The organism is Alcanivorax sp. 97CO-5, assembly GCF_000524665.1.
GTDB classification, from domain to species: Bacteria; Pseudomonadota; Gammaproteobacteria; order Pseudomonadales; family Alcanivoracaceae; genus Alcanivorax; species Alcanivorax borkumensis.
Window position 1 is genome coordinate 85,686 of the sequence record NZ_KI965888.1, and the last position, 16,791, is coordinate 102,476.

The 16,791-nt window shown below is 54.3% G+C and carries 13 protein-coding genes; 8 read left to right on the top strand and 5 right to left on the bottom strand.

Features of this window, described 5'->3' with window-relative positions; genetic code table 11:
- Positions 1-19 precede the first annotated feature (19 nt).
- Both Y017_RS06435 and Y017_RS06440 read right to left on the bottom strand, forming a co-directional pair.
- Positions 20-916 carry a D-hexose-6-phosphate mutarotase gene (locus tag Y017_RS06435; RefSeq protein ID WP_011590013.1) on the bottom strand — a complete coding sequence of 299 codons (897 nt, stop codon included), beginning with the start codon at positions 914-916 and terminating at the stop codon, positions 20-22.
- A gap of 56 nt (positions 917-972) precedes the next feature.
- Positions 973-2,346: a wax ester/triacylglycerol synthase family O-acyltransferase gene (locus Y017_RS06440; RefSeq protein ID WP_011590012.1), complete on the bottom strand. Its 1,374-nt coding sequence runs from the start codon at positions 2,344-2,346 to the stop codon at positions 973-975.
- A 423-nt stretch (positions 2,347-2,769) separates the two neighbouring features.
- Between Y017_RS06440 and Y017_RS06445 the strand changes: the two genes are divergently transcribed.
- On the top strand, positions 2,770-4,368 hold the full coding sequence (locus Y017_RS06445) for an isocitrate lyase (RefSeq protein ID WP_035459723.1): 1,599 nt from the start codon (positions 2,770-2,772) through the stop codon (positions 4,366-4,368).
- 358 nt (positions 4,369-4,726) lie between these two features.
- On the opposite strand, the gene Y017_RS06450 is transcribed toward Y017_RS06445, so the two are convergent.
- The 3 genes from Y017_RS06450 to Y017_RS06460 all read right to left on the bottom strand — a co-directional run bounded on the left by Y017_RS06450 (position 4,727) and on the right by Y017_RS06460 (position 10,019).
- A complete protein-coding gene (locus Y017_RS06450) occupies positions 4,727-6,028 on the bottom strand; it encodes a hypothetical protein (protein WP_035459726.1) in 1,302 nt (433 codons plus the stop codon).
- A gap of 201 nt (positions 6,029-6,229) precedes the next feature.
- Complete coding sequence (locus tag Y017_RS06455) at positions 6,230-8,044, bottom strand: acyl-CoA dehydrogenase C-terminal domain-containing protein (protein WP_011590009.1); 1,815 nt, start codon at positions 8,042-8,044, stop codon at positions 6,230-6,232.
- Positions 8,045-8,318: 274 nt separating this feature from the next.
- Positions 8,319-10,019 carry a potassium/proton antiporter gene (locus Y017_RS06460; protein ID WP_035459729.1) on the bottom strand — a complete coding sequence of 567 codons (1,701 nt, stop codon included), beginning with the start codon at positions 10,017-10,019 and terminating at the stop codon, positions 8,319-8,321.
- A 329-nt stretch (positions 10,020-10,348) separates the two neighbouring features.
- On the opposite strand from Y017_RS06460, the gene mnmG reads away from it, so the two are divergent.
- The 7 genes from mnmG to atpE all read left to right on the top strand — a co-directional run bounded on the left by mnmG (position 10,349) and on the right by atpE (position 16,771).
- On the top strand, positions 10,349-12,244 hold the full coding sequence (mnmG, locus tag Y017_RS06465; RefSeq protein WP_011590007.1) for a tRNA uridine-5-carboxymethylaminomethyl(34) synthesis enzyme MnmG: 1,896 nt from the start codon (positions 10,349-10,351) through the stop codon (positions 12,242-12,244).
- Positions 12,241-12,855, top strand: a complete 615-nt coding sequence (rsmG, locus tag Y017_RS06470; RefSeq protein WP_035459733.1) for a 16S rRNA (guanine(527)-N(7))-methyltransferase RsmG — start codon at positions 12,241-12,243, stop codon at positions 12,853-12,855. Before mnmG ends, rsmG begins: the two co-directional genes overlap by 4 nt.
- Positions 12,856-12,918: 63 nt before the next feature.
- Positions 12,919-13,716, top strand: a complete 798-nt coding sequence (locus Y017_RS06475) for a ParA family protein (protein WP_011590005.1) — start codon at positions 12,919-12,921, stop codon at positions 13,714-13,716.
- 96 nt (positions 13,717-13,812) lie between these two features.
- Entirely contained in the window at positions 13,813-14,727 is a 915-nt protein-coding gene (locus Y017_RS06480; RefSeq protein ID WP_035459736.1) for a ParB/RepB/Spo0J family partition protein, read from the top strand.
- A gap of 383 nt (positions 14,728-15,110) precedes the next feature.
- Positions 15,111-15,536: an ATP synthase subunit I gene (locus tag Y017_RS06485; protein ID WP_231483423.1), complete on the top strand. Its 426-nt coding sequence runs from the start codon at positions 15,111-15,113 to the stop codon at positions 15,534-15,536.
- 33 nt (positions 15,537-15,569) lie between these two features.
- Positions 15,570-16,478, top strand: coding sequence for a F0F1 ATP synthase subunit A (gene atpB, locus Y017_RS06490; protein ID WP_011590002.1), 909 nt, complete (start codon positions 15,570-15,572; stop codon positions 16,476-16,478).
- 71 nt (positions 16,479-16,549) lie between these two features.
- Positions 16,550-16,771 carry a F0F1 ATP synthase subunit C gene (gene atpE, locus Y017_RS06495; RefSeq protein ID WP_007151035.1) on the top strand — a complete coding sequence of 74 codons (222 nt, stop codon included), beginning with the start codon at positions 16,550-16,552 and terminating at the stop codon, positions 16,769-16,771.
- Positions 16,772-16,791: the final 20 nt, after the last annotated feature.

The following is a 16,791-nucleotide window of genomic DNA, read 5'->3' on the forward strand; positions in this document are numbered from 1 at the left end:
CCCTTTTTTTTGCCTGTTTTTAAGGCTGGAATGAACCATTGTCTCTAATCTCAACGGCCATTTCGTGGGACTCCCCTGGAGCCAAAGTGAGCACATCATCCAATACTCGAGCGGTTTCGATGCACAGCATTCGCTGCCATGCGTCGGGGGCAAATTGACTGAGCAACTGACTTTTTTTGATCCACGGATTCCAGATAACGGCGGAGTGGCTGCCTCGACAAGTCAGCTGAATTTGTCGTTGCCAGAGGGGATCTTCCACGTGTAGCTGCGAAGGCAGTTGCAGGTAAAGTCGGTCGGTTTCCTGATGCAATTGCAGTGGCTGATCGTCTTGGCGTGTCTGCCAGTCGTCCAGTGCATCCACGTAGGGAGTATGGGCGAGCCCGTGCACGGTAATCTGCCGGCTGTCGGCCACGGCCAGATAGGTGTGCAGGGCTTGGCTGAGAGTGACCGAACGGTTGCCGTGATTATGGTTGCTCAGGCTTAACGTTAGGGTGTTGCTGAGGGTGACAGTGAGTGTGGGCGTGACCGGGGGAAAATGCTGGTGGTCGCCATGCTCTGCCAGTTGGAAAATCAGTTGCACTTGTTCTTTGTCCATGTGCTCTTCGTCGAGCCGCCAGGGTTGCTGGCGAACCAGGCCGTGGGCGGGCGGCTCGTGGAGCTGATATTGCCGCTGAACACTGTCAGGGTTGCGCTCCAGTGCGCCGAACCAAGGCCAGCAGATCGGCACGCCGCCGCGCACGCCTTGGTCAACTTCGTAGGCCGCCTGTTCACTGAGCCACAGAATAGGTGGCTCGCCATCGCGCCGGTATTCGAGCACTTGGGCACCTTGTTCGGCGATTACCAGCGTCTGGCCGCGATGGTGTAACTGCCAGCAGTTGAGACCGCCTCGCCTGATGCGGTTTAGTTCAGTTGCCATAATTGTTCGCCGGATGCCAAACGTCGGACCGGTCAGGAATCAACAGCCTGGTGTGACTATTTAATTCCTGCACCGATTTCCAATTCGCGGATGGACTGTTCCAGGTAATCCAGTAGTCGCTGCATGGAAGGTAGAGTACGGCGGCAGGCGATAAGCCCAAATTCCATCTGGTCTACATAACTGGTGAGGGTGATATTTAGGGCGATGCGATCCAAGGCAATGGATACTGGATACACTCCTTGCAGCTGTGCACCATTCCAGTACAGCGGCTCTTTCGGCCCGGGTATGTTGGAAATCACCACGTTGAAGGCCCGCCATTTTGGCGCTAGGCCGGTCAGTAAGTTCAAGCCGGTGGGAGCCATGGTGAGGGCGGTGAAATTGAGAATTTCTTCCGGGCTCATCTGCGAGAAGCGGGATTTGGCTTCCTCGACGGAATCGTGGATGACGCGCAGGCGATTAGCTGGATCACAGATGTGGGTGCCCAGGTTAGCCAAGATCATACCGATCTGGTTGCCGCCAGTGCTGTCGTCCTGCCGCAGGCTCATGGGCACCATGGCAATCAGTGGCTCATCGGGCAGCGCGTGTTGGCTAATCAAGTATTCGCGCAGAGCGTGGCCACACATGGAGAGCACCACGGTGTTAATGGTGCAGTTATAGGCCTTGGCGATAACTTTCAGGCGCGGTAATGGAAAGCTCTGGGCGGCAAAGCGGCGTGAACCGGTGATGGTATTATTCAGAATCGTGTCGGGAGCCTGAAAAATAGACACATAGTTTTCATCTTTTTTGGCTTTTTGGGTTACTTTGTAAACCTCCCGCGCGAGACCGGGCACTGTGGCAGCTTGTTTGCTTATGCTCGCGGTTAGGCGCGCCATGCTGGAGGCCATGTCAACCGGGTTGCTGGGCAGTGAGCGGGAGCGTTTTTTGGTGTTGAACGCCCAAGCCGGAGCCATTTCACGTTCACTGGGGTCAGTGGAAAGCGTTTTGGAGGCGATACGCATGGCGGATATGCCATCCATCACCGAATGGTGGATCTTATAATAGAGAGCGAACTGGCGACCGCGGATCCCTTCGATCAAATGGGCTTCCCACATGGGGCGCTCCCGGTCCAGCAGGTTGGAATGTTCGGCGGAGACCAAAGAAAGCAGTTCGCGAATGCGACCGGGTTTGGGGAGTGCTTCGTGGCGGAAGTGGTGGTCGATATCGAACTGTTTGTCTCTAGTCCAGTAATACTGGCCGAGTCGACGGGTCAGGCGCTGGTTGAATGGCGCCACCGGGTGGCAGTAATCCCGCATTTGCTGGGCCAGCTCACTCACATACTTGGGGCCGGCACCTTCCGGGAAGGAAAACAGCTGCAAACCGCCTACGTGCATGGGTTGCTGTCGTTTTTCCAGCCACAGGAACAGTTGATCCACTGGGCTAAGCGCTTTCATATATTCTCCTTGGTAATAATTTTCTCCCTAGACACACGCTGTCTACCTTTAACAGGTTATGCACTCTCCATGCCAGCTGCGCAAGAGTAAATCATAGTAACAAAGAGGAGGGCGGGTCATTCTCTGTGTGCCTGTGTGTGGGCACGCAAAGAGTGGGCGTTGCGCTAAGCTGTCTTGGTGGGAGGGGATGATGGCCAGATTCTACTAGTGCTTAAGTCTTAGGTAAAAGGCCAGTCACTAGCGTTGAAAAGACAGCATTATCAAGGCATTCATGCTGTGAATACCGAATATAGATCATATTGATTATGTTTATGTGTTGTGGGGCACTAGAATGCGCGACATCGGTAGATCGGCATGGAATGTCATGAACAGGGTTTTCACTCTCCGGCATCGATAAACTAATTTCATATTCAGAGGTTCACCATGTCATACACCAAAGACATCGAAGCACTCGGCTCCGTGGTTGGTGCGCAAAGCACCTGGAAAGATATCAACCCGGAATCTGCGGTTCGCATGCGTCTGCAAAACCGTTTCAACACGCATCTGGACATCGCCAAGTACAACGCCAAGATCATGCGTGAAGACATGGCGGCCTATGACGCTGACACTTCCAAGTACACCCAGTCCCTGGGTTGCTGGCACGGTTTTGTTGGTCAGCAAAAAATGATCTCCATCAAAAAGCACTTCGGTAGCACTAAAGGTCGTTACCTGTACTTGTCTGGCTGGATGGTTGCTGCACTGCGTTCTGAGTTTGGTCCGCTGCCTGACCAATCCATGCACGAGAAGACTGTCGTCGCTGACCTGATCCGTGAACTGTACACCTTCTTGAAGCAGGCTGACGCTTGGGAACTGAATCACCTGTTCCGTGCGCTGGACGATGCCAAAGAAGCTGGCGACGAAGCCAAGCAGAAAGAAATCATCGATCAGATCGACAACTTCGAAACTCACGTTGTTCCGATCATTGCCGACATCGATGCTGGTTTCGGTAACCCGGAAGCCACCTACCTGATGGCCAAGCAACTGATCGAAGCCGGTGCTTGCTGTATCCAGATCGAAAACCAGGTGTCTGACGAGAAGCAGTGTGGCCACCAAGACGGTAAAGTAACCGTTCCTCACGCTGACTTCCTGGCCAAGATCAACGCTGTACGTTACGCGTTCCTGGAGCTGGGTGTGGACGATGGTGTAATCGTTGCCCGTACTGACTCCCTGGGTGCTGGCCTGACCAAGCAAATCGCAGTAACCAACGAGCCGGGCGACTTGGGTGACCAGTACAACGCCTTCTTGGACGGTGAGGTGATTGAGTCTGCTGAGGACATCAACAACGGCGACGTTGTGATCAAGTCTAACGGCAAGCTGCTTAAGCCGAAGCGTTTGGCTTCTGGCCTGTTCCAGTTTAAAGCCGGCTCCGGTATCGACCGTGTTGTTCTGGACTGTATCACCAGCCTGCAGAACGGCGCTGACCTGTTGTGGATTGAGACTGAGAAGCCTCACGTTGGCCAGATTGCAGAAATGGTTAACCGCATCCGCGAAGTGGTGCCGGACGCCAAGCTGGTTTACAACAACAGCCCGTCCTTCAACTGGACCCTGAACTTCCGTCAGCAGGTATTTGATGCTTGGGAGAAAGAAGGTAAAGACGTGTCCGCTTACGATCGCGATCGTCTGATGAGCGCTGATTACGACAGCACTGAGCTTGCTCAGCTGGCTGACGAGTGGACCAAGAACTTCCAGCGTGATGCGTCCCGTGAAGCAGGTATCTTCCACCACCTGATTACTCTGCCGACTTACCACACTGTTGCTCTGTCTACCGATAACCTGGCTAAAGGCTACTTCGGTGACGAAGGCATGTTGGCTTATGTTGCAGGCGTTCAGCGTAAAGAAATCCGTCAGGGCATCGCTACTGTGAAGCACCAGGACATGGCCGGTTCTAATATCGGTGATGACCATAAAGAGTACTTCTCCGGCGAAGCTGCACTGAAAGCTGGCGGTAAAGACAACACCATGGGTCAGTTCGAGAACACCTAATTCTCGATAGATTCAAGGTAAGTCTTTAAGAGGCGGCCTCCGTAAGGGGGCCGCTTTTTTGTGCTGAAAAAAAACGTCTTCCACCACAGTAAAATGCCGGGTAGTTGTCCCATTCAGCCAGGGTGGGCGAAACCAGAAACAGTTGAGCTAACACAAAACAGAGAAAGCAGTGTTTGATGATGTACCGCGAGGCTGAATGGAATAATGCTGCACTCTAACTAGAGTACGATTCGGCACGCGGTGGTCGCATCACCTATATGAGATAATCGGTGGCCGGGACCGAATATGCCGAGGGGATTAACGAAGAGGATTGACCAACGGCCAGTTGGCCATTGGTCAAATAAAGGGGCAGGGAAGGTTAAAGCGGTATCGGACAGTTGAGTCCGCCGAATTTTTTCTTGGTAGTACTGATGCATAGTTTGGTTGCGATGCCAAAGGGGTCACCTGGAATACGGCCACAGGCTTCTTTGGCAGCGTAGGCTTTAGCGCACTCCGATGTAGTAGAGGAAACCACACTGGCGGGTGTGTTTGCTGCAGGAAAGGTACTTGCCGGTTGGCTCGGCGCTGTGGGCTTAGCTATGGTGGCGGCTGGAGAGGGAAAGCCATTGCGAATTTTCAACAAGGGATCCATATACACCCCTTCTTCGCCGAAGCTGCTTTCGGTGGCGCTAACGCAATCGTAGGTATTTTCAATTCTGAAATAATCCACCGACTGGCCCATGTCTTTACAGTACACACTTTGTTCACCGGTATGGCTGGGAACAATAAAAACACCATGCTGAACACCATCTCTCTGGGTAAGAACGGTACCGTTATGCGTCCAGGTGCGGTTCATGAAGCGGTCCTCTTCTTGCCACCGCATTCTGATGCTATTGCCGGTTTTATTGACAACAGTCTGCCGTATCAGAGTAATGCCTTGGTACGGGGCTTGGGTAGTTGAGGCAACATAGTGAGCGACATACATGGGTTTATCGATAAACCGGGAGGTATCGATATCGCCTTTCTTGAGCCGATCGGTTTTTTGCCAAGTGGTTTTAATAACAGGGAAATCGTTTAGGCCACTATCGCGACGGTAGCGTTTTACGGTAATGCGAGATTTACCCAGGTCGCTTTTTCTCCATGAGCCATTGATATTGATTCGATTCTTGATGTGGTTGGTGTAAACCGCATGAATATAAACCGGGTGCCGGAAGGCATCGGGCAATTGTTTCAGTTCCACCACCATGTTCGGGATGGTGTGCATCTCAACGGCGCTTAACGCATGACATCCGGCTGGAGTTGAGCGAATGCTAATCTGTTCATAGCCAACAGTGGAAAGGCTTTCAATCGTAGCGCTTTTACTGGGTGGATTAATCATCTCGGGGCTGAGTCTGGCAATCTCTAAAGCCCGTTCCTGCGGCAAGGCGCATTCAGTCAGACTGGGGAAATCGTCATACACTTCACCGTTGGCGTAGTCCTGCTGGTAGTGAGTGAAGAAATCCGACTCAAGGATGCTGATATCAAATTGTGTTTGTGTGGGCCAGTGGTCCAGAGGATCAACAACCTCGGCATACAAGGCGTTCTGAGCAGCGTTGGTTTGAGCGAGTTGTTGATGAGGTGCGGCGCAGCCGACCAGAAGGCTAGCCACAACAGCGAGCCGCAATGGTTTCAAGATGGTCATGACCTTCCCCCGATCATTATTTATAACGTAAAACCCCCGATCAAACCGTTGCTAATGTAGCAGTTGGCAGCTACTGAGTGGATACCCTATATGGGGGATGAATAAAAGGAGGGTGCCTGGATAACCAGGCCTGGTTGGGGTGCGGATAGATAAAAAATAATAAGGCGGCCAAGTGGCCGCCTTATTATTGAACGCAAGGTGTTATTCGTAATCGAACGAGAAGTGCTCAGCGCTCAACTGCATGGTGCTTTTGGTGGGCTTGAGAGCCGCTTCGGCATGGCCCTTGGCGCTGGGCAGCATGCGGTCGAAATAAAATTCTGCGGTAGCCAATTTGGCTTTGTAGAATTCTGCCGGCTCTTTGCCGCCATTTTCCAGCTTGTCAGTGGCAACACCGGCTTGCAGCGCCCAGAAGTAAGCCATCATGGCGTAACCGCTGTACATCAAGAAGTCGTAGCTGGCAGTGGCCACCATATCGCGATCCTTTGCGGCCACCAGCATGATGCGTGTGGTTAGGTAGTTCCACTCGGCAGCAATTTTCAGCAGCTTCCAGGCGAACGGACGCAGCTTGGGATCACGTAGGTTCTTGGTGCCGAAATCCACCAGTTTTTTGGAGAATTCACGCACACACTTGCCGCGGGAAGACAGCAGTACCTTGCGGCCAAGTAAGTCCAGCGCCTGGATACCGGTGGTGCCTTCGTACAGAGTTGAGATGCGCGCATCGCGAGCGATCTGTTCCATACCGTGTTCTTTAATGTAACCGTGGCCACCGAAAACTTGCATGCCTTCGTTGGCCGCTTCCAGGCCTTTTTCAGTGAGGAAGCCTTTCAGGATCGGCGTAAGGAAACCCAGCTCGCTATCCCAGTGGTCGTATTTTTCCATGTCGTCTTCGAGCATGCCAGCGATCATGTTGTCTGCGTACTGGGCAGCGTAATAAATCATCGCGCGGCCGCCTTCGGCAATAGCCTTTTGCTTGAGTAGCATGCGGCGTACGTCGCCGTGATGAATCAAGCTGTCAGCGATGGCATCGGGCTCTTTCTTGCCGGACAGTGCGCGCATGGACTTGCGCTCTTTGGCGTAAGGTAGTGCCCCTTGATAAGACCGTTCTGCATGGGCCACACCTTGCATTGCCGTACCGATACGGGCGCTGTTCATGAAGGTGAACATGCACTCCAGGCCGCCGTGTTCCGGGCCGATCAAAAAGCCGGTGGCTTCATCAAAATTAATCACGCAGGTGGCGGATGCCTTGATGCCCATTTTCTTTTCCAGGGAACCACAGCTTACGCCGTTGTGTTCACCGATTTTGCCGGGCAAGTACTTGGGTACGATGAACAGGGAAATTCCCTTAGTACCTTTCGGTGCATCGGGTAGGCGGGCCAACACGATGTGGATAATGTTTTCGGTTAGGTCATGATCACCGGAGGAAATGAAAATCTTGGTACCGGAGATTTTGTAAGAACCGTCTTGCTGCGGGTCGGCTTTGGTTTTTACCTGGCCCAGGTCGGTGCCGCACTGAGGTTCAGTTAGGCACATGGTGCCGCCCCAGGTGCCTTCGGTGAGCGGTACCAGGTAATCCTGTTTCTGTTCTTCGGAACCGTGCATCTGGATAGTGTTCATGGCACCCAGAGATAGCCCCGGGTACATGGAAAAGGACCAGTTAGCCGTGGCCATCATTTCCTGTTTAATCAGGCCCAGAGACATGGGCAGGCCTTGGCCGCCCACTTCTACCGGGTGGCTCAGACCTTGCCAGCCGCCAGCGATGAATTCGTCGTAGGCTTCTTTGAAACCCTTCGGGGTGGTCACCACGCCATCTTCCAGTTTACAGCCTTCCTCGTCACCGCTCTGGTAAAGGGGCGCAATAGTGTTTTCACATAATTTGGCCATTTCACCGATAATGGCTTCTACCATATCGGGGGTGGCTTCTTCACCATTGGGCTGAGCCTTGTAGTGACGCTCAAAATCGAACACTTCGTTCATCAAAAAGCGCATATCGCGCACGGGAGCCTTGTAGGTTGGCATAGCAATCACCCTAAGAAAACGGATTAACTGTCAGGAACGGACAGCGCAACAGGGCAGGCATTGTTGGGCAATTCAAGGATGAAGGCATTGACTGCCAAGGCGCCGCACGGTTGGCGTTAGGGTGAATGGGTGTAAACACAATGCTGGGGAAAAATCGGTAAGCGACAATGTCATTATAGTGGTCTTCTACCCGAACTTCTTCCCAGCGCTTTATGCTTGGAGGCCGGCACATTGGCTCAATAACAGCATACTTTGCATGTGCTTTGCGCCGGCCTTATCCGGGAAGTTTCAGCCCGGCCATGACGACCGTGCCGTTTTCAACAGATCTTGCTCTTAGCCGCAGGCCGCTGACACGCACCGTATCACCCACTACGGTTTGTTTTCCCACTTGTTTGGTGAAGATCTCGGCCACGGTCAGTCCTTGCCAGAGTGGTGGAGGGGCTTGTACCCCATACACCGCAATCAATTGCGCTACCGGGGTTTTGCCCAGCACGCTGAAGTCGCCGTAATAACGTTTCTCATCACTGCTTAATTTATGGCATAGGTCGGACAGGCCGGATTTGTGTGATAGTGGTGCGAGCCAAGCAATCAGGTCGCCGGGTTCAATTTTGGGATCATCACTGAGGCTGAGCACCCGCGTGTTGCGATACAAAATCAACGGAGTGCGATCGTTTTCCCCCAGTTCCCCCAAGTTCTTGCCTACGGCCTTGGCGCCGTCTTCCACTTCAAACTGCATCAAGTAGCGATCTCGAGGGGCGGCCAGGGCCACGGTTTGTTTCGGCTCGGTGGTGCGCGGCACCGAGACTTTCAGTTTGCGGGCGACAAAACGCAGGCTTGCGCCTTGCCCAAGCAGAGAAATCAGCACCACCACGAGGGTAATATCAAATAGCAGATAGGTTTGTTCCACGCCGGCCAGTAGCGGGAAAACGGCCAGTACAATGGGCACGGCACCACGTAACCCGGTCCAGGCAATAAAGGTTTCTTCGCGCCAAGTAAAACGGAAGGGTAGCAGGCTAATCCATACGGATAGCGGGCGGGCTAGCAACATCAAAAAGGCTGCCACGGCGAGGGCATAGGGAAGGTTTTCGATGAGTCGCGACGGCGTCACCAGCAGACCCAAGATCAGAAACATGCCGGACTGGGCCAGCCAGGCCATGGAGTCCATGGCTTTGAGCACATTGTCACCGGTGCCGCCCCGGCGATTACCGGCTACCAAGCCGGTCAGGTATACCGCCAGAAAACCGGAGCCGCCTACCAAATTGGTAATGGCAAACACCATGGCGCCACCGCTGCACAGCAGTAAAGCATGTAGCCCTTCGTTGCTACGCACCCGCAGCAACACTTCGCTGATCACGGCCCCCAGCAACAAGCCCAGCAGGATGCCCAAACCAAACTGTTGGATCAGAGTGACCAGCATCCCCGCGCCCCACTGGGCATCCGGGTCCACCAACATGCCTACCAGCATCAGGGTAATAAAGATGGCCATGGGGTCGTTGAGACCGGATTCGATCTCCAGGGTACTTGCCACACGTTCATTCAGGGTGACGCCAGCGCCTTTGATAACACTGAAAACGGCCGCCGCATCGGTGGAGCCGATAATACCGCCCAGCAGCAGACCCACCCGCCAGTCCACCCCGATTAACCAAGTAGTAAAAGCGCCCACCAGGGCGGCAGAGATGGCCACCCCTAAAGTAGCCAGGCTAAGGGCGGGGCGTAGGCCCAATTTGAAGGTGCTTAATCGAGTGCGTAGGCCGCCATCGAGCAGAATCACCGCCAACGCGATATTGCCAATCACATAAGCGGTGGAGAAATCATCAAACTCGATGCCGCCTAGGCCGTCTTCCCCGGCCACCATGCCCACCACTAGAAAGATGAGCAGGGACGGCACCCCGAAGCGAGCGCTCAGAGAACCCAGTAGCAGGCCGGTGAACATCAGACCGGTGCCGATCAGCAGAAAGATATTCAATGATTCCAAATGCGTTCCTAGTTAAGTGAGAACAGAGTTATAGAGTACAATAGCTTACACGGAACCGGCGGTGCGATTCAGGCCAAGCTCAAAACTCTTTTCGCCACCCAGGCACCTTCACGGTGTTGGGGGGCGCGCCTTCAGCTACTTTATGCGTGGCAGGAGCGGTGGTTGAGTTGCGGCTTGCACCGGCAAGATTACGGTAATCGGCTTGGCGGCGAGGGTTTTCGGTTCCTGCCTATTGCGAGAGGCTTGCAGCGTGAAGCGTACTCTCTATACTAGCGCGCCCGGTTGACTATATTTTGAGCAGCAGGCCAGCCCTGCAAGGTAAGTGCAGCATGGATTTTTCCCAGCGATTTGGCGTGATTGTGATTGGCGGCGGCCATGCCGGAACCGAAGCGGCACTGGCATCCGCACGTATGGGCGTTTCCACGCTGTTGCTTACTCACAACATTGAAACCCTGGGTCAGATGAGCTGTAACCCAGCCATCGGCGGCATCGGCAAGAGTCATCTAGTCCGTGAAATTGATGCTTTGGGCGGGGCCATGGGCCGTGCCACTGATAAAGGCGGTATCCAGTTTCGCGTCCTCAATGCCCGTAAAGGCCCAGCAGTGCGCGCCACTCGTGCCCAAGCCGATCGGGAACTCTATAAGGCCGCCATCCGCGGCACCCTGGAAAACCAGCCCAACCTGACCCTGTTTCAGCAAGCGGTGGACGACCTGGTGGTGGAAAACGGTCGCTGTGTGGGTGTGGTCACTAACATGGGCCTGCGTTTCATGGCCGACGCGGTGGTACTCACCGCTGGCACCTTCCTGGGCGGTGTGATCCATATTGGCCTGGATAACCATCAGGGCGGGCGCGCCGGTGACCAGCCGTCTAATGCACTGGCATGCCGTTTACGTGAACTGCCGTTTCGGGTTGATCGTCTAAAAACGGGTACGCCGCCGCGGATTGACGGCAAGAGCGTGGATTTTTCGGTGATGGAAGAGCAGTGGGGGGATAACCCGCTGCCAGTGATGAGCTACTTGGGTAAGGTGGAGGAGCATCCGCAGCAAGTGTGCTGCTACATCACCCATACCAATGCGCAGACCCACGACATTATCCGCAGTGGTTTTGATCGCAGCCCCATGTTCACCGGAGTTATCGATGGGGTGGGGCCGCGTTATTGTCCGTCCATCGAAGACAAGGTAAACCGCTATCCGGACAAAGACAGCCATCAGATTTTCGTGGAACCGGAAGGGCTCAATACCCACGAGTTATATCCTAACGGCATTTCCACCAGCCTGCCGTTTGATGTGCAGCTGCAGGCGGTGCGCTCCATCCGCGGCTTTGAAAACGCCCATATCACCCGCCCTGGTTATGCCATCGAATACGATTATTTTAATCCCCAGGACCTCAAGCACAGCCTGGAAACTCAGCATATGCCGGGGCTATTCTTTGCCGGCCAGATCAATGGCACGACCGGTTACGAAGAAGCGGGCGCCCAGGGATTGCTGGCGGGCCTGAACGCGGCCCGGCTGAGTCAGGGTAAAGACGCCTGGACCCCCCGCCGCGATGAAGCCTATATAGGCGTACTGGTGGATGACCTGATTACCATGGGGACTCAAGAGCCCTACCGCATGTTCACTAGCCGCGCCGAATACCGGTTGTTGCTGCGTGAAGACAACGCGGATCTGCGCCTCACAGAGAAGGGCCGTGAGCTGGGATTGGTGGGTGACGAACGTTGGGCGGCCTTCAACGCCAAACGTGACGGCATGGCCAGCGAAGAGCAGCGTCTTAAAACCACCTGGGTGCGGCCAAAAACGCCAGAAGCCGAGGCGGTGAATGCGTTAATCGAAAAGCCGTTGACTCATGAATACAATTTGCTCGACCTGCTCAAGCGCCCTGAGCTGACCTACGCCAATTTAGCGGAAGCGGTGGCGCTGGCGGACCGCCCGGATAGTGCAGTCATTGAGCAGATGGAAATTCTTGCCAAGTACGCAGGCTATATTGATCGTCAGGCAGACGAAATCGAAAAACTGCGGGCCGCAGAAACCACCGCCCTGCCGGTGGAATTTGATTATGGCCAGGTAAAAGGCCTATCCAATGAGGTGAAGCAAAAGCTCAGCGAGATTCGTCCGCAGACCTTGGGCCAGGCGGGCCGCATTCCCGGCGTCACCCCGGCGGCTATTTCCTTACTGATGATTTACCTGAAAAAACATCACCATCAAAAGAAGGCCGCCCAACAAGCATGAGTCTTTCCAGCACTCTGACCCAGGGAATTGATGCCCTTGGCCTTTCCTTGAGCGACGATCAGCAGCGCTTGTTACTCGCGTATGTGGATCTGTTGGTTAAATGGAACCAGGCCTATAACCTCACCGCGATCCGCGACCCACAGGAAATGGTGACCCGCCATTTGTTGGATTCTCTGGCTGTATTGGCCTACCTGGAAGAAGGCGATACCCTGGATGTGGGGACCGGTGCCGGTATCCCCGGGGTTATTCTGGCGGTGGCTCGCCCGCAGCAAGTCTTTGTGCTGCTGGATTCCAACGGTAAGAAAACCCGTTTTGTCCGTCAGGCCCGCCGCGAATTAGGGTTGGATAACGTGGAGGTTGTGCACGGTCGCGTGGAACAGTACCGTAAAGCCCCATCACAGATCATTTGTCGCGCTTTTGCTTCCTTGTCGGATATGCTGGCGTTGATGACGCCCATAATGACCGATAATACCCGCCTATTGGCAATGAAAGCGGCCAGCACAGAAGAAGAGCTGGCCACCCTGCCGGCGCAGTGGCAAGGGCGCCATCACACCCTGACAGTGCCGGGCTTGGATGAGCCTCGCACCTTGGTGGTAGTGAATAAAGCTTGATAGTGAACGGGGGCCGTCAGGCACCCTGTCTCAAGCGTCAGGCGTAAAATCAAGGAGAACGCAGTGACCACCGTATTTGCCGTAGCCAATCAGAAAGGCGGCGTGGGCAAGACCACCAGCAGTGTGAATCTGGCGGCGTCGCTGGCGGCCACCCGCAAGAAGGTGATGCTCGTGGACATTGATCCACAGGGCAATGCCACCACCGGGTCAGGCGTAGATAAGTTTGATACCGATTACACTATTTATGATGTGCTGTGCGATGACGTGGCTATCGAGCAGGCGGTGACGGACACCCCGGAAGATTCTGGGTTTGATCTGATCGCCGCCAATGGTGATTTGACCGCGGCTGAGGTTCAGTTGTTGGACATGAGTGCTAAGGAGTTTCGTTTGCGTAACGCCTTAGCGCGAGTCCGTGATCAGTACGATTACATCCTTATTGATTGCCCGCCGTCCCTGAACATGCTCACCGTCAATGCGCTGACGGCGGCAGACTCAGTAATAGTGCCCATCCAGTGTGAGTACTACGCCTTGGAAGGCTTGACCGCACTGATGAACACCATTGAGAAAATTCGCATGGTACTTAACCCGAAGCTGCACATCGGGGGTTTACTGCGCACCATGTATGACCCACGCAACAGCCTCTCCAATGATGTGTCCAACCAGTTAATTAGCCATTTCGGTGACAAGGTGTATCGCACCATTATTCCCCGTAACGTGCGGTTGGCGGAGGCGCCCAGTCATGGTGCGCCAGTGATTACCTATGATCCAAAATCCCGCGGTGCGGTTAGCTATTTGGCGTTGGCCGGCGAGATTTTGCGCCGGGAGCAGGCCATCAAGGCCCAGCCTGTCGCAGCGTCATGATGGCGGCATCCGGTAATATTTTTTTTGGCGGGCGGAGTGTGTCCGCAGCGTCAGGCGCCGAGCGTCTGGCGTCATGCGTATCATCAAGGATTAACCATGGCGGCAAAGCGTAAACGCGGTCTCAGCAAGGGCCTGGATGCCCTGCTCAGCAGCAACGAGTCCTACCAGCGGCATCAGGAAGAAGTGAGCCTACAGAATCAGGGCGAAACGAGCGGTGAGCCCAGTCTGCGCCCCCGTGATGGCGAATTGCGCCACCTGCCTGTGGAGTGCATGGAGCGTGGCCGTTACCAGCCACGCCGGGATATGTCACCCGGTGCCCTAGAGGAGCTGGCTGAGTCGATTCGTGCCCAAGGCGTGATGCAGCCCATCGTGGTGCGCCCATTGGGCGATAAGCGCTACGAAATCATCGCCGGTGAGCGCCGCTGGCGTGCCGCACAGATGGCCGAGCTGGACACCATTCCAGCGGTTATTCGCGAAGTGCCCGACGAAGCCGCCATCGCCATGGCGCTGATTGAAAATATCCAGCGGGAAAATCTCAACCCAATGGAGGAGGCCATCGCGCTGGGCCGATTGAAAGAAGAGTTCGGGCTCACCCATCAGCAAGTGGCCGATGCGGTGGGTAAATCCCGCGCCATGGTGACCAACTTGCTACGGTTGATGAGCCTGGAGGCCGACGTTAAGAAGCTGCTGGAGCACGGCGACCTGGAAATGGGCCACGCTCGCGCCCTGTTAGCGCTGACCGGCAACAAACAGGTTGAGGCTGCCCGCACCGTGGTGGCCAAAGGGCTGTCAGTACGCCAAACCGAAGAACTGGTCCGCGATTTTGAAAAAGCCAAACCTGCGAAACCGGCGGCCCCTAAAGAAGACCCTAATGTGAAGGCGCTAATCAGCGACTTGTCTGATCGCTTGGGGGCGCCGGTGCAAATTCAACAACAGGGGAAAAAAGGCAAGCTAGTGATCAGCTATAACAGCTTGGATGAATTGGATGGCATTTTGGCTCACATCAAATAGCAGGCCTGCGTATTGCTGTCCGAAGGGATAATTTGCAACTAGCTGTTTCCGTAGCATCTCGTTAGCCGTGCGGACCTTGATGGCAGAGATCAGGGTTTGGCGATCGCCCCATTTGCGCTATTGCAGGCAGGATGGAAGGCTGAGCGGGGGTATACAAAAATATCTCAATAGGCGGTGCTTTTTCATGAACTGTGTTCAGCCCTGCTTTGTGGAGATCAGGTGAAAGAAAGTCGCCAACAAACCCTAAAGTTTGCCGAACAATCCGCCCGTTACGGTTGCCACTTGCGTGCCAACTCCATATACTTCGCCGCGCTAAAGATCAGGGGTGCTCGAGACCTTAGCGCTTGGTGCGGCATCATTTTGCATCAGCCAAGAGGCTCAAGGTGACCAGCAACGAATTTCAGCCCAACAGAGCATTGTTCTGGGGCTTAATGTGCGCTCAACTGACCACGATAGTGGTATTTGGGTTGCTGGTAACCGGGTTGGCTGGCGTGTTCGCCGGTCTAGTGGCTGTCTGGGGCGGCACTATCAGCCTGATCGCTTATGCTTGGGGTGGCTTCCAGATATGGATGCACCCAGGCAACCGTGCGCCAAAGCGTATGGCTACCGCAGCAATGCGGGCCGAGATGGGCAAGATCGCAATTATGCTATTGCTGTTCTGGCTAACATTCTCCAAGGTCCCTGAAGCGCGGGAAATGAAAATTGCAATGGTTCTGCTGTTAGGCTTCTTGCTAGCCCAGGTGGTGGGTTGGATTCAGGTAGCACGCCTCGACGGGCAAACAGCAGGGCAAGACAGGCACAATGACTAGCCTGTAGGCATCGGCTCTCTATAGAGGTTTGACATGGCAGCGAACTCCGCCGGCGAGTATATCAAGCACCATCTGGGCAATCTGACCTATGGCAAACTGCCGGAAGGCTATGTCCGTGAATGTCACGGTCATGCGGAGACTCTGAGCCAGGCAACCTGGACCATGGCGTGTAACGGCACCGAAGCCAAAGATATGGGTTTTGCAGCCTTTCACGTTGACTCCTTAGCTTGGTCTGGCGGTCTTGGCATTATCATGTGCCTGTTGTTCTGGTTGGGCGCGCGTAAAGCGACTGCCGGTGTGCCTTCTGGTTTCCTTAATTTTGTGGAAATCATCATTGAGTTTATCGATACACAGGTGCGTGACTCTTTCCACGGCAAGAGCAAGTTGATTGCGCCGCTGTCGTTGGTGATCTTCTGTTGGGTGTTCTTGATGAACCTGATGGATCTGATCCCGGTGGATTTCATTCCGAAGACATTTGAATGGGTGATGGTGACCTTCTTCGGTTGGAGTGCACACGAAGCCTATTTCAAGATTGTTCCCAGCACCGACCCGAACATTACCTTGGGTATGTCCTTCAGCGTGATGTTCCTGATTATCTTCCTCACCATTAAGACTAAGGGTGTGGGCGGTTTTGTGGGTACTCTAGCGTTGCATCCTTTTGAATCCGGCAACCCGGTGGTCAAGGCGCTTCTGATCCCGATTAACCTGTTGCTGGAAACCATTGCTCTACTGGCCAAGCCGGTATCTCTGGGCCTGCGACTGTTCGGTAATATGTACGCGGGTGAGTTTGTATTTATTCTGCTGGCAGCGATGATGGGCACCTGGCAATTCATCGGTGCCTGGCCTTGGGCGGTGTTCCATATTTTGGTAATCACCCTGCAGGCATTTATCTTCATGGTTCTGACCATCGTGTATTTGAGCATGGCGGTCGAAGAGCACTGATTTAAGTAAGTAACAGTTTTTTTAAACCGGTTTTTAATTAAACCAACCAAGCACTTAACGGGAGTGTAAAGATGGAAGGCATTCAATTTCTTGCTGCTGCTATCGTAGCTGGCCTGGCGGCCATCGGCGCAGGTTTGGGCTTCGGCATGATGGGTGGTCGTTTCCTTGAGTCTGTGGCTCGTCAACCGGAGCTGGCTCCGATGCTGCAAACCCGCATGTTCATCATTGCTGGTCTGCTGGATGCTGTGCCAATTATCTGTATCGCTATCGCGTTCCTGCTGATTTTCCAGTAAATCGCGCTTTAACGTTTAAG